The 14,275-nt window shown below is 50.4% G+C and carries 8 protein-coding genes; 6 read left to right on the top strand and 2 right to left on the bottom strand.

Translation table 11 applies throughout. The features are described from left to right. Positions 1–305 precede the first annotated feature (305 nt). The 3 genes from C5470_RS22440 to C5470_RS06785 all read left to right on the top strand — a co-directional run bounded on the left by C5470_RS22440 (position 306) and on the right by C5470_RS06785 (position 1,758). Positions 306–638: a LysR substrate-binding domain-containing protein gene (locus tag C5470_RS22440; protein WP_339916098.1), complete on the top strand. Its 333-nt coding sequence runs from the start codon at positions 306–308 to the stop codon at positions 636–638. Then, positions 631–825, top strand: a complete 195-nt coding sequence (locus tag C5470_RS22445; protein WP_207626916.1) for a type 2 periplasmic-binding domain-containing protein — start codon at positions 631–633, stop codon at positions 823–825. The genes C5470_RS22440 and C5470_RS22445 overlap by 8 nt, the downstream gene beginning before the upstream one ends. 591 nt (positions 826–1,416) lie before the next feature. Continuing rightward, positions 1,417–1,758 (top strand): DUF4156 domain-containing protein, encoded by a 342-nt coding sequence (locus C5470_RS06785; RefSeq protein WP_166287042.1) that lies wholly within the window; start codon positions 1,417–1,419, stop codon positions 1,756–1,758. Positions 1,759–1,820: 62 nt separating this feature from the next. Here the strand turns inward: C5470_RS06785 and epmB are convergent, their stop codons facing one another. Beyond that, positions 1,821–2,849, bottom strand: coding sequence for an EF-P beta-lysylation protein EpmB (gene epmB / locus C5470_RS06790; protein ID WP_166287044.1), 1,029 nt, complete (start codon positions 2,847–2,849; stop codon positions 1,821–1,823). 39 nt (positions 2,850–2,888) lie between these two features. Here epmB and efp point away from each other — a divergent pair, with 39 nt between their 5' ends. The 3 genes from efp to mcf all read left to right on the top strand — a co-directional run bounded on the left by efp (position 2,889) and on the right by mcf (position 13,797). Next, a complete protein-coding gene (gene efp, locus C5470_RS06795) occupies positions 2,889–3,455 on the top strand; it encodes an elongation factor P (protein WP_021324340.1) in 567 nt (188 codons plus the stop codon). Positions 3,456–3,684: 229 nt separating this feature from the next. Continuing rightward, positions 3,685–3,999 (top strand): quaternary ammonium compound efflux SMR transporter SugE, encoded by a 315-nt coding sequence (sugE, locus tag C5470_RS06800; RefSeq protein ID WP_166287046.1) that lies wholly within the window; start codon positions 3,685–3,687, stop codon positions 3,997–3,999. A 1,002-nt stretch (positions 4,000–5,001) separates the two neighbouring features. After that, positions 5,002–13,797: an insecticidal toxin MCF gene (gene mcf, locus C5470_RS06805; protein WP_207626917.1), complete on the top strand. Its 8,796-nt coding sequence runs from the start codon at positions 5,002–5,004 to the stop codon at positions 13,795–13,797. Here the strand turns inward: mcf and C5470_RS22450 are convergent. Beyond that, positions 13,777–13,953 carry a hypothetical protein gene (locus tag C5470_RS22450; RefSeq protein ID WP_207626918.1) on the bottom strand — a complete coding sequence of 59 codons (177 nt, stop codon included), beginning with the start codon at positions 13,951–13,953 and terminating at the stop codon, positions 13,777–13,779. The genes mcf and C5470_RS22450 overlap by 21 nt on opposite strands. Positions 13,954–14,275 lie beyond the last annotated feature (322 nt).

Consider the following 14,275-nt stretch of genomic DNA (forward strand, 5'->3'; position numbering starts at 1 on the left):
ACGAGAGTCACATTGCTTTTATGTGTCTTGTGTGAGCAGGTTAATCCTGCTCACACGCCCTTTGATAGAAAACATGCCACAAGGATGAATAGTTGTGTGGTGTTTCAATTCAAACTCAAAATAAGTTATTGTCTGTGACAATAACGATTTTCCCCACTACGAAGTTGCAATCCATGATTATGGGGATTCTTGGTGGCCCACGTCAGATATCTTGATACTTTTCCTATAGAGTACCTTGCCTTAATTGTGAGCTAAGATACCAAAAGGACATCGTAGCCGCTGAGCAAGAAGCAAATCAGGGGGCGGTGCCTCGTGGGCGAATACGCGTGCATTGCCATGTTGCGTTTGGAAAACACTGCTTGATGCCTTTGCTGCCGGATTTTCTGCAACGCTACCCAGAGATCACACTCGATATCTCATTATGCGATTTGGTCGTGGATTTACTTGATGATCGTAGTGATGTGGCGATTCGCGTCAGTCCTCTGGACGATCTGCGTTTCATGATGTGGCGGTTGGGCTCAAGCCGAATGGTTGTGGTAGGAGCCCCTTCATACCTTAAAAGGATGGGGATACCTTCTACGCCTGGAGACCTTGGTCGCTACAATCGGCTCGGTTTTGGTTTTACCCGCCATGCGTAAAGCTGCGATAGCCGGACTTGGCTTAGCACGTTTGGCGCGTTTCCATGTGAATGCCGATATTCAGGCTGGTCTGCTGTTACCTGTACTTGAAAAGTATCATCTTGGTGATGAGGAAAAATATATGCAGTTTTTGTTGGTCCAGGCCGCCAATTCCCATCACGAGTTCGAGTATTTCTGGACTATCTGACAGAGAATATCCACATTGGTGATGGGGAGTGATAATTACTAAATATGACATCATGAAAATGCTTGGTTGAGTGTTATCATGGTGTCAATGGATATTATCATCCCCGATATGTCAGTTGTTAGTGTAACAATTTGAAAACAGAAAGTCTTCAGGTAATTAATATAAAAAATACCATTATATTTAATCTCTTAGAGTAGTAATTAAAAAATTCATAATTATTTAAATATAATAAAATCTATGTGAAATTTAGATGAACATAATATTTAAATCCTTGAATAGGTGGATTTCTATAAGATGTAATATCATCTGATTTATCGGTAAAAAATGAAATAGAGTTAATTAAATTGGCGCGATTTATGGTTTGCTTTTAATATTTTTATTAAATTTTTATGCTTACACTATTAATGGAGCGTAACGGGTGTCACTTATTTTCTCTATTTTTGGCTGAATTCATACTGAGGCAGGAAATTTCTGGCTTAAACACTTCACCTTAAAAGGGGACTTTATAAATTATTTGTTTTGCGATATTGGTGTACAACAAGGTATATTGATGATTAATTGTGAAATTTCCAACAATAAATGGGGAAAGACATGCGAATTAAAGTTTTACTCAGTGCTTCAGCATTGTTACTGTTAGCAGGGTGTACAGCCACAAATCAATTAACTTCCGGCGGTTCACAGGTTCGTTTTGTTGATACTAAGCCAGGCAGTGAGTGCCAGTTATTAGGTGAAGTGGCCGGTATTCAAAGTAATTGGATGACTGGTGTAAGTAATGAGAGCAGTTCAATGCGTGGTGCGGCTAATGATTTACGCAATAAAGCCGCAGTCATGGGCGGAAATGTGATTTATGGTGTAACCAGCCCAGGTGAAAACCTGTTATCAAGCTTTGTTCCACTGGACAGTAAAATGATTGGTCAAGTCTATAAATGTTAGTAATCGCATTCTATATTTGAATGACATGCCCGGCTGAAAAGCATCCGGGCATGAATTTTCTGTTAATTTTGCCTTAGTCCCAAATCTAATGGTGTTTTACTCAGTTCTCCGCCAATCTCCCTTGCCAGACGTGGCACCAGATAACCTGAAACTTTTGTCAGTAATTCCCGGATAAGACCTCTGGCTTCCTCATCACTGACCATAAAATGAGCGGATCCTTGTACTTTGTCCAGTACATGAATGTAATAGGGCAGAATACCTGCATCAAATAGAGCATTGCTCAGATCAGCCAGAATATCGGAGTGATTATTGACACCGCGTAATAACACACTTTGGTTTAATAGCGTGACGCCTGCTTGTTTTAGCATCATCATACTGCTCCGTAAAGATTGGTCGATCTCATTGGCGTGATTGATATGCGTCACCATGATCACTTGTAATTTCGATTGTGACAGCCGATCGCAAAGCGTTGTTGTGATCCGGGCAGGGATAACCACAGGCAGACGGGTATGAATACGTAGTCGTCTAATATGGGAAATCTTTTCCAGATTACAGATCAACCAGTCCAGTTCATGATCTTTTGCCATTAACGGATCACCGCCAGAGAAGATAATCTCATCAAGCTCAGGATGCTGTTGAATATAATTTAGCGCTTGTTGCCAATTGCGCTTATTACCTTTGTTATCCTCGTATGGAAAATGACGGCGGAAGCAGTAACGGCAGTTAACTGCGCATCCTCCTTTAACCAGCAACAGTGCGCGGTTATGGTATTTATGCAATAAACCGGGAACGGCACTGTGTTGTTCATCCAGAGGGTCGGTGGAAAAACCAGGTGTAAGCGTAAATTCTTCTGGTGTTGTTATGACCTGTAGTAACAATGGATCATTAGGATCGTTTGCTTGCATACGGGCAGCAAAGGTTCTGGGTACTCGCAGTGGAAACAGGCGACGAGCGCCACTTCCTTTGGTTAGCTCAGGGTGTTCATGTAACGACAACAATTGTAATAATTCGTCAGGATCGGTAATAACATCTGTAAGTTGTTTCAACCAGTCTTCTCTGATGAGGATCTTTGGGGTTATAATATGCGCCATTTTTTGGCTAAGCCATTTTGTTTAAATTAGAGGGTCTCCATGGCTACTTATAGTACCAACGAATTCCGTTCAGGTCTTAAAATCATGTTAGATGGCGAGCCATGCTCTGTTATTGAGAGTGAATTTGTTAAGCCGGGCAAAGGCCAGGCATTTGCCCGTACTCGTATCCGTAAGCTGATTTCCGGCAAACTACTGGAAAAAACGTTCAAGTCTACTGATTCTGTAGATGCTGCTGATGTAATGGATATGAACTTGACTTACCTGTATAACGATGGTGAGTTTTGGCACTTTATGAACAACGAAACCTTCGAACAGTTAGCTGCTGATGAAAAAGCCGTTGGAGAGAATGCGAAATGGTTAGTTGAGCAGGCTGAGTGCATCCTGACTCTGTGGAATGGTCAGCCTATCTCTGTAACGCCACCAAACTTTGTTGAACTGGAAATCATTGAGACTGATCCAGGTCTGAAAGGTGACACTGCGGGTACAGGTGGTAAACCAGCAACTTTGAGCACCGGTGCTGTGGTAAAAGTGCCTCTGTTCGTACAAATCGGTGAAGTAATTAAAGTGGATACTCGTTCTGGCGAATATGTTTCCCGCGTAAAATAACCGCTGGTTGTATTCGGTAAAAACCGCTGTTCTGGCAACAGGCTGCGGTTTTTCTTTATTGATGTGCAAGACAATAAATTATTTATGTTCTCAGATCATCGTAATATTATTCTATTGATACCACAATCTTACACGATTATAATCTGGCTTCATTTCTAATAGTTATTCGGGACGACCTGGATATACTTCGGTTTTTCGGGGACGACCCCACAACTCTATGGGCGTTGATATGTCCTGGTTTATTCTTATTATCGCTGGTTTATTTGAAGTTATCTGGGCGGTTGGCCTGAAATATACTCATGGTTTTACCCGTTTGACACCAAGTCTTATTACTGCCGGTGCTATGGCTATCAGTGTAGGGATGCTTGCTTATGCAATGAAAGGCTTACCAGTAGGCACAGCCTATGCCGTGTGGACTGGAGTAGGCGCAGTAGGTACCGCCATTTTTGGCATTATGGTGTTGGGTGAATCAGCAAGCCTTGCCAGAGTATTGAGCCTCGCCCTGATTGTTGCCGGTATTATTGGTCTGAAACTGGCTAGTTAATATTTAAACCGCACTCCAAAGGTTAAACATAGTGTTTTACAGGTTGGCAGTGCGGTTTTTTATGAAATTTTAAACAGCGGCTGTTTCTCGCTTTCACTGTGCAATCCGTTGAAAACTTTCTTGGGATTGTCAGTAATGACAGTATTCTTTTTCCATGGACGAACAATCGACTTTTGTTTCTCGTCCCGATGCAATACCAAAGCCGCTTACCGTTTTCTCAATAAAACATTGCGATGTGTGAGGGATTGATAAATACCCTAATGCGTCAATATTGACCGGGCGCTAGTTCTATTGAATTTTGACGTCAAATAAGAAAATAGAGAATTTTTCAAAATATGAAATATTTTTTGGTAAATCACGCAATATTTCCTTCAGACTTATTGAAATGTCATCAGATAGATTATTCACATCCCTTATATTTTCGTGCGAAAAATTTGCAGAAAATATCAAACCTAAAAAGATAAAACATAACAATTCTCTAATAAATAACCTTCCTGAAATTCATCATTATTTATTCGACGTTTTATAAAAAATGTAAACAATATGATTGAAAATTATTTTCACATGCAAATAATAATATGAATAAATAATTCAAACTATTAATAATTGATATATAAATATAAACAAAGTTGACTATAATTCAATGTTATCAACCATGTGATCTGCAATATAAACGAAAAATAAAGGAGATAATTATGACTACAACTACAGAACAAAGGGACGTTGACTATCCAATACTTACGAACCTAAAGAACCATGACTGGCGACTATTACCCAAATAAAGGAGCCTGTATCAACTTATCAAATATACCGGCCGTAAGATGGCTAATGTTGGTTAAAAAACAGCCGGCTTTTTCTTCCCCCTAATGACAATACATATGCCAAATATGTTCGTACCTACAGTTATGGTCTTTAGGCTGGGGAGGATGTCAAACCGTATCGATAGACAGCCTTTCGCGGCGCGAAGGGATTCATTCAAAAAACAGACAAAGGATCATTGCAATGGCTTTTATATCTAAAGACTTTACGAATCTGCTTAATACCCTGATCAATCGACAGATCAAGGCGGCGGGTCGTCAGACCGAATGGTTCAACATGAGCTCTGGCGAGCATGCCGACTACATCAGGCAGGTAGACGAGCGGCTGCAAGAAATGCAGCAGAGTACCCTGAGTGTGCTGGCTGCCCAGCATTTTCAGATGCAGGACAATCCCGTTTCTGTCGGCGACCAGTTGCAGACGCTACAGCAAAGACGGCAGCAGATGAAAGGTAAGCCCAGCACGTTGGCGATTAACGCCTACAAGCAGCAGCTGGACCGCGATATCTTGTTATACAGCCGCCAGCAGACGGCCATGACGCACTTTTACAGTACTTGGGGTAAAGCCTTGTCCATGCTCAATCCAGGCGGTTATAAGACCCTGAATGCGACGGCCCTGAGGGAGGATGAGGAGGGCAAGCAGGTTAAGCTGGATACTGAGATCAGGCGTTTGGAACAGCAACTGACTACACAGGTAGTCGATTCTACGTTCAGTAAAGAATACGTGACGTTGTTTTCCGAGCTGCAAGCTTACAAGGGCGTCAGTACCCGCTATAACGCCTTGCTCAAGGCATCCCCTACGGAAGAGGTGACGGCCCTCAACGCGCTGACCAAGGTGCCTAAGGCTTCCGACGATCTGCCGGTAAATATTTCACTGCTGATGATGGAGGAACGTCCTGGCTACATTCGCATGAACGTCGCGTTGGTCAATATCAGCACCGATGGTCGCTTCAAAGACTTCTTCCTGGAGAACGGCAGATTGGTCGTGCCGACGGACGGGATACTCAATTTTTCCTTCGGTACCGCAGCCCGCTCCCTAGCCTGGCAACAACAATACCGGCTCAAGAGTGAACCGTCATCCTTTCGCTCGCCGACCTATGCGCCAATTCGCTCAGTGCTGGTCAAAACCGGATTCGTCGAGAAGTATTTCGCCAATTATCTGGTTTCGGAAAGCACCTTGCGCGAAGGTTTCAAGGCGCAGTTGCTGGGTGACGGTCGTAAGATGCTGTTAACCAACGTTGACCGCAAGGTGCCGAACCAGGTCGGGATTCAGGTATCCGGCCAGGCTCCGAATACCACTATCACCCGTGAGGTGCCATTGCCAGGCGCCTTGAGTGACTTGATCAACCAGAATGCTGATATCTCCAGCTTCCAGACTATCGGCCTGGAGGGGTTTCGCCTGAACAGTTACCACCCGGACCGTGACGGGCTTTTCGTCAATATTCATGAGCTGGAACGTTCGGTCGGTTTTGCCAGTCGCCAGTACTTGCTGGAAATGCCACAGGGCAAAACCCCGAACAAAACCTACCTGTCCGCAACGCCCTTTGTAGTGATGAGCGTTGACGGTGACAAGATCAGCAGTAGTCACTTGAGCAAGGCGCAGACTACCGAATTGTATCAATACAACGCCGCATTTTTTGAGAAGCTGGATCAATTGCGAGACTATGGAGTGGAGGCCAGTCGTTTGTTTGAAGGCAGCAGCGAACGCATAGCGTTCGAGCAGCAACTGGTGCGTTTGCTCGAACGCAACCATATCACCCCCGCAGGGATGTTGGAGTCGAAGTACACTTATAACAGAATGCGCGATATCAAGGGCAATAACCTGAACAAGGTGCTGTGGGAACAGGCCTTCGCCGCTTCGGTCTGGCAGAGCATCGATAATGACCCGCTGCTGTTCGGGTTGGCGGCGAGCCTGGTGAAAAACCCGGCTGTGGTCAAGGTCCTGCAAAGTGGCTATGTGCAAAGTGATATCGCCCAGGTTAAGAAGCTGCTGGCACCGCTGTACGAACAATGGCGCATTCAGGCTGTCGAAGCGGAAACTCAGCGGGTTGCCAGCGCCAATGCAGCACAACATCCAAGCAACCCGAAAATACAGGTTTTCGATCAGGCTGCGGTTGAGCACTTGCTGGATGGCAAGCTGCTTACCCTGTTGTTGGTTGGTCACCAAGGCCTTGACAGCGTCGATGCGCAACTGCGTCTGACGGTTAAAGAGGCGCTGTTGAGTAATGAGGGCAGGAGTCTGCGCAAACAAGCCTTGTTCCATGTTTTGCGTCCGGTAGCCGATGGCCTTTCCAAAGCCGCGGTCCCGGTCAATCCCCACGCCGAGCTGGGTGCCGGCAAGGTTATGATCAATAACCGGTTGAATCAGCCTGACCCGTATTTGATCCTCAATACCAGCTCTGAGGAGCAGGTGTTTCACGATGGTCCGTACCTGATCAAGGACGATAAATACCGTAGCTACAACCAGTTCCGTCCGGACCCCAATAATGACGCCACACGTTACATGAATAACTTGGACACCCCGTTCGTGGGGGGAATTTCCGGGACCACCCAGACCGTCAGTAATGCCTTGCCGGAATTGTTCGGTGGTGCGTTGAGCGTCAAGCAGTACTGGCAGTTCCAGATGGCCAATGCGGCCTTCATGATCCGTAACGGTTATCATTCGTTCTTCGAAACCTTCTACGTTGCTGCGCGTTATGAACCGGAGGGTGTGGGCAGTATCGGCAAGGACATGTTACAGATGTTCGACAAGTACCACGCTGAAGGTAGCAAGATGGCTTTGCAGGGTGAACTGTATGACGGAGTAATGGCACGAGTTTTGCCGATTATCAATCAGGGCTTGCCGGAGGCTGATGAGTTTCATCCACCTCGTTTTACCCGCATTGGTCCAATGCCGGCGCTGTTGGGGCAGGCGGTGAAGGATCTCGAACTCAAGGCCGGGCTGGCGTCTGTAGGTAATGGATTTGAGCCCCGCCAAGGCAGTACCGACATCTATCAGTTTGTCGCCGATCCTGCATTGTTCGCCAAAACCCACACCATCAGTGCCGAGGCGCTGGTCAAGTTGGGCCGCTTGCCGGCAGAGGGTAATGCCCAGCTGGTGAAGATCGCGCCCAGCTTGTATGAGCTTGAATACACCGAGCAAAGAACCAATGACATATCCTCCGTAAGCGTGTTGGCCTATTTCCTCGGCTACAACGGTCCGAACCAGGCCAATGCGATACCCGCCTATGTGGATATTCCCAAACAGGCGGTACCGGGCAGCTTTCTCTTCACTGGTACGTTGTCGGGTTGCTCGCTGGTGGTGACCAGTCTCGACGCCAATACCTACCGGGTTTACCACGACGGTCGGGTCAACAGCTCGTTGCTGTACGATAACGTGGTAATGGCGGTCGACTACAAGGATTACCAAGTATCCGGTATCGCTGAGAGCCTTGCTGCGGCGTACATGCAGTACGTTAATGGCGAATGGCAACTGGTGTTACAGCGCCAGGAATATCAACGAGACGGACAGATAGTCAGGTTGAAGCTGCGCGGTGGTGCGGAGCCACTCTTGATCCAGGTCGCCGATAGTCAGGTGGTGGAGCGCAACCAGGTTGAGTTCGCCACTTACCGTGAGCAAGTTCACCAACAATTAAAGAAGGTGGCGATGCAGTTTGGGGTGTCGATCGAAGGGGTTGCCGACGGTGTCTACACAGAGGGCATGTTTTCTCCCGAGCATCCGGCGATTGCAGCATGGACTCGGTTGCGCGAAGCGGTTCAGGCCAAGGTCAAAGCCGACATTGACCAAGTGGCGGACAAGAGCTACCAGCTCCAGGAAGCACGACACACCTCAAACGATACGGTTTTGATCGACCAGCAGATCAAGCAACTCAATCTTACGCAGGACTACTACAGGGCGCAGTACGATCCGGTATTGCGTGAAGCTGGCTCGGTCGAAAAGACCTGGCTTTGGCAGCAGATCAAGGTCAAAGACGGTAGCGCTGCGGTGGTACGGATTGATGATACGGCCATTCAGGGCGGGGAACGCACCAGCAACGTGGGCGAACGTTATGCGATCTCTGAGGATTATCAGCGCGTGGCGCGGGTTGCCGGGTTCAGCAATGGCTTGCGCAACTTCCGAGCGATCAAAATCCCCGGTGTGGATGACAACATGTCGGCCCTGGACATGAAGCGCCTGTTTCTCGAGGGAAATCTCACCCCCGAGCAACGAGGAGCCTTGAGCGGTCGCATCACTGAAACCAGCCAGGCCGAGTACATCGTGAAGGTACTGAGGCAGACTGCGGTGCTTAGCGAGAACTTCCATGATGCCGGCAGTGTTTTTGATCGCTTGGTGCCACAGGACTTTTATCTGTCGCTGGTCGGTGATCGATCCGGTGGCCGTTGCTACCCCTTGGTCAGGGTCATGGCTGTAGCATTAGCCAGTGGCGGTGAGGTTGGCATCAACAGCCTGGTGCAAAAGCTGTTCTTCGCCTCCGCTGACCCACTGGCGGTCAACTCCACGTTGCTCAAGAACAGCCTGGTCAGGCTGCACTCCAATGTCGAAGCCGTTCAGGCTTCCACGGTGCTGGGCCAGTTCAAGTTGTCCGAAGTGGTGTCGCGGCTGGCCGCAACGACTGGCACCTCAATGTTCGCGCTCAATACCCAGAATCACTCGATGATGGTAGGGAACACTGTTACGACCGAAGGCCGTCGCTACTACTTCTATGACCCTAACGTCGGGATCTTTGCCTTCGACAACACCAAGAGTCTGTCCAGGGCCATGAATCAGCACTTGGTGGAGCGTAAGCTGGCTGTGCACTACGGCTCGTTCGGCAGCAAGTCTGCGCCGGCCTTCAATCTGATTGAGCTCGATACCGACAAGATGGCTGAGGTATCCGTGGGCAGTGGCTTGAATGTGGCCGACCTGACTCGGCTCGAGGAACTGACTAGTGTCATCGGGCAACGGCGCCAGATCGAGCAGGCGGTGAGTGTACAAGAGCGGGTCACGGAAGACTTACGGCTGAGTACCGCGCTGAATACCTTTGATGCCGAGCAATGGGGTGCACGGTTTGAAGCCGCTAGTATCCGGCTGGCGCAAGCGCACCAACTGGACAGCCGCTGGCTACCCATCATCGCTACAACCGAAGATAAGGGGAAAGGTCTCTACCAGGTCCAGTTCATCAACCGTGACCAACCTGAGCAGACCCGCTGGCTGCCCACCAACGATAGCACTTTTGTTGAATTCCGGCGCTTCGTCAATGAGCACATGAGTGTGCTGAATGAGCATTTTACCTTAGAGCACGGCCAGATGCGGCCTCGCGGCGGAGTTGGAGAGGCTGCGCCGGTGGATGGGTTGAACGCTGGGTTTGCGGTACAGACGCTGATCCAGTGGTTTTCTGACAAGAGTCGTCACGATGCGGCAAACGGAGAGGTTTCTCCTGATCTAGCCACCGTGCTTAAGGTCCACAGCTACCTCAACTTTGTTCAGATGGCTCATGGCGGCCTGCAGGATGTGGCCAAAGTTACTGCGCTGGTGCGAACGGCGCTGCGCGGCGAAGTGGTGGCTGCCGAGACCTCGCTCAAGGACTTTGCTTTGAGCTTGGGCCACACCGTCAACGAAGGCGCTGGTGTGTTGTTTGGAGGAGCCATGGTCGGTTTGGATGCCTATGAGCTGGCCCACGCAGAGAACGATGTGCAGAAGGCGGTGTTCGGTACCCAGCTGGCGTTCGACTCGGCTAGCTTCGTCACCGGTGCAGCCGGGGTGGGGGCCGGATTGGTCGGTGCTTCGACAGCCGGAGCAGTACTCGGTGGGGCCGGGGTAATCCTTGGCGGGCTCGCGGTGGGCTTTACGGCACTGGCACAGGCCTTTGGCGCGGTCGCCGAGGATGCCAAAGCGGTAGGTCGTTATTTCGACATGGTTGACAAGGCGTATAAAGGCAACGGCTATCGTTATGACGACAAGAACAAGGCGCTGGTGCCCCTTGCCGGGGCGGTGATCAAGAGCTTCGACCTGCGCAAGAACCAGATAGGCTTTGACAGCCAGTACATCTACCGCACCCATTCTGGTTCTACCGGTTCGGGGAAAATCAATTATTTCTTCTGGGTTGGTGACTTTCCGCGAATGGTCCACGACCGTAGCCAGGCGATCGAGGTACGTAGTGGCATTGGTTACAAGGACCTCTTCCGGACCCTAGAACACAGCGACAGTAATGTTGTGATCCTGCCGGGTACGCCCAAGTCCTACATCAGCTACGAATACATGCTGCTCCCCGGCGCCACTACACGCCACGACACTGGCTTCGATGTGATCCGCAGGCTCGAGGAAGACAAGCGGTTCGACTACGACTTTTACATCTTTCCGGGTGAGGAGACGATTCGCAGGATTCATCATGAGTACGTCGACACCCCGATCGAGGTGGTGCTCGATCAGCGCAACCGGCAACTGGTGGTGCCTGAGCTGCCCAAGGAGCTGCACGGTTTTCTGCGTTACGAGATCAAGGGGGCGGGCGGAGAATATCTGATTGGCCTCAACGAAGGCAGCCGGGTTAAGCTCACAAGCGATGTTGCCAATGCGTTGTCACGCTGGGTCATCGACAGCAGCCAGCTCACCAGTGACAGTATCAGCGTGTCGAAGAACCAGCTGGTGGTCGGCGGGGTTGTGGTAGAGCTCGACTTGGCTCATAACGGGCAGATATTAGTGGTCAACGGCAAGGGTGAGGTGCGCGAAGTCGATCTCGCTAGCTTGACAGCTCAGGTGGTAAGCGAAGATGCAAGCAAGTGGCAGGTGCCCGGCCAACAAATCGAGCAACACCTGAGTGATTTGGCTAAGGCGCATCAGCTGCATGGACAATACGTGGTGGTGGAGAACTACAGCCACAACGGACATGATGTTGGCCGAGCTTTCTACGATGTGACCAAGGGCCGTATGCTGTTCACCGACACCAGTCAAGAGCAGGCCAGACATGCCCAACTGGGTGCGGTGATGGGCGACTATGCCTATTTCTACGATGCTGACAACGTGGTGGCGTGGCGGGTAGACATCGCCACCGGGCAGGTCGACGCGCAGTTTGAGCCGTGGTTCAACCAGAATGCGGGCAAGATCAGTCGGCTATGGCAGGAGGGGGATGCGGTCTACCTGGCGCGCCGTTATCAACTAAAGGAAAGAGAGGCTGAGCTGAGCTATCGGATCCTCGGTGACCGAATGGAGTTGGTTAGTGCGGTGGGTGATGATGCGCTGCTCCAGCTTTCAGCCCGCACCGGTCGGCATGGTGATGAGTTTAAGGTCATACTTCAGGGTTACAGGAGCAATAGCACCCAGCGTGAGACCCTGATGTATACGCTGGGGGCACGGCTGATCCAGCCGACCAGTGCGGCTCTGGTCACGGTGTTCGGCGTGGATGCGGCAGGTGTGCCGCATCGCTACTGGATACGCACCAGCGACGGTACGCTAATCAAACCGAATTTGGCGCCACCGTCGGATCAAACCCAGCGCTTCAAAGAGCATGAGCAGACCCGCAGTGCCTGGCAGATCCCGGCCGACTTGGTGTTGGCGGGGAGCATGCCGCAGCTCGGTGGTAAGGAAGTGTTTTTCTTCTACAGCAAGGAGCAAAAGGCCCTGTTCCGCCAGGAAGGACCGGGGCAGGCGGTACTCGATGCCAACCAGCCGAGCGCATTGCGGGTCACCACGCCAGCCTTGACCAACGTGATCAATTTGAACGGTCATCTGGTCGCGATGACTGAGGACGGGCGTGTGGCGCGGATCGAGGCAACGGGGCATTTTAGCTACGAAGCTGTCAGCGAACATTGGCTCAAGGAGCACAGCACCTGGTGGAAAGACCTGACTAGTGTCACCGGCAGCAGTGCCACCTTGGCTGTGTTCGGAGTCAAGGGCGCCGATGGCAAGAACGTGCTGCCGGTGTGGTACCACAACGGTCAGGTGGTTGTGGCTTCGGCTCTCCTGCAAGACAAGCGTCTGCAATTTCTGGGCTTTGAAGCGGACGGTTCCGGCGCACGACTGTTCGAACCCGCCAGCGGCAAGTTGTATCGTCAGACGCCTATGACTGCCGATGCGCTGGTTGCCGCGTTCGGTACCGATGAAGTGCTTGAAATCTCGGCGCAGCTTCCCGCTGCCAGTGAGCTGGCGCCTGAATTGCATCTCAAGGCGGCGGATCAAGTTGATGCCGGGCTGCGCCTGGTCACCGTCAAGGGCGAGATCCTGCTGCGAACCAATGACGGCAAATTGCAGTTGGTTGCCGTTGACAAAGGTTGGAAACAGGATAACCTCGCTCGTCTGCCACAGGCACTTGCTGAGGTTGCTGGTCAGTGGCGAGCTAAAGGCGTGCTGACCTTGCAAGGTGATGATATGCAAGGCTGGTTCGATATCGACAGTGGCCAGGTGTTCTCCAGTGGTGGCATCCCTACCACGGGCAACCTGCGTTTTGTCGGAATCGCTGCCGAAAAGAAGGGGGCGTATGTGTACAACCCAACGGACCAGGTGCTGTATTGGGTTAAGGCCACCGGTATGCAGAAGCTGAATCATTACACCGGTGTCGAGCGCATTGGTTCGTCGCTGTTACTTCAGGGCGGGGGCGAGGACGATCTGACCCCACCGTTGATCGTCGGTGTCGACAATGTGGTGCTGCATGGCGGTGCCGATAGCGATACCTATCGCCTCAGCCAGGCGGTGTGGTCGCATTACCGCATGGTTGTCATTGACAACGATGACCTGGGCCAAGTTGTGGACCGCTTGATCATGCTGGGGATCGATGCGGAAAAAATCCTCGTCAGCCGCCACAAGGATGACCTGATGCTGACCGACTTAGCCAATGGCACGGTCTTGGTGATGCGCAAGGTGTTCGGTAGCCAGGCAGTGACACACCGGCATCTGCAAATCAAGCTGGAAGGTTCTTTGTCGGTGATCAGAGTTGATTACTTGGTCAAGAGCTTTGCCAGGGTGGGAGCGGCCAAGGATGGCTTGTTCGAACTATCCTGGGCCATCCAGTAGCCGGTAATAGCGGCGGATTCCGCCGCCTTGGTCACGGAGGGCTCTAGCTTGGCTAAGTTGAGTGGGGTGATGGCGTTTGCGAGCACTTGTCGCAAAACCGTCAGGCCGGTAGGCGGTACGGGTGCCTTCATTGTCTTGAGCTAGCAAGAGGAACAACAGGAGGGGCGCAAAGTCCTTCCTGTCTTCAGGTTCCGGTCGAATTATTCAATAGCTCACGGAGAGAAGGTAAACCCTGACGAGTGTCATTGCGGTTTAGGTATATTTCTGTGAAGTGGTAATCCTATTTCTCATTAGGAAGAGGGTCAATCAAATGTGAAAATCGGTTAAATTCACTCCAGAGATGGAAGTAAGAATTAATAGGTTAAAGACCGGATGGACCGGCCTTTAAAGATATTTCTCGGCGTGAAAAGGGGGCGAGGAGGGGTTTTCGACAACATTGATCAAAGTGGAGTGTCGTTATAACTTTAAGTTCGTTACT

This window comes from Photorhabdus stackebrandtii, assembly GCF_011189495.1.
Taxonomy (GTDB): Bacteria; Pseudomonadota; Gammaproteobacteria; order Enterobacterales; family Enterobacteriaceae; genus Photorhabdus; species Photorhabdus khanii.

Coding starts and splice junctions, on each gene's coding strand:
- C5470_RS22445 (WP_207626916.1), top strand. CDS start 631: ATGCGTAAAGCTGCGATAGCCGGACTTGGCTTAGCACGTTTGGCGCGT.
- C5470_RS06785 (WP_166287042.1), top strand. CDS start 1,417: ATGCGAATTAAAGTTTTACTCAGTGCTTCAGCATTGTTACTGTTAGCA.
- epmB (WP_166287044.1), bottom strand. CDS start 2,849: ATGGCGCATATTATAACCCCAAAGATCCTCATCAGAGAAGACTGGTTG.
- efp (WP_021324340.1), top strand. CDS start 2,889: ATGGCTACTTATAGTACCAACGAATTCCGTTCAGGTCTTAAAATCATG.
- sugE (WP_166287046.1), top strand. CDS start 3,685: ATGTCCTGGTTTATTCTTATTATCGCTGGTTTATTTGAAGTTATCTGG.
- mcf (WP_207626917.1), top strand. CDS start 5,002: ATGGCTTTTATATCTAAAGACTTTACGAATCTGCTTAATACCCTGATC.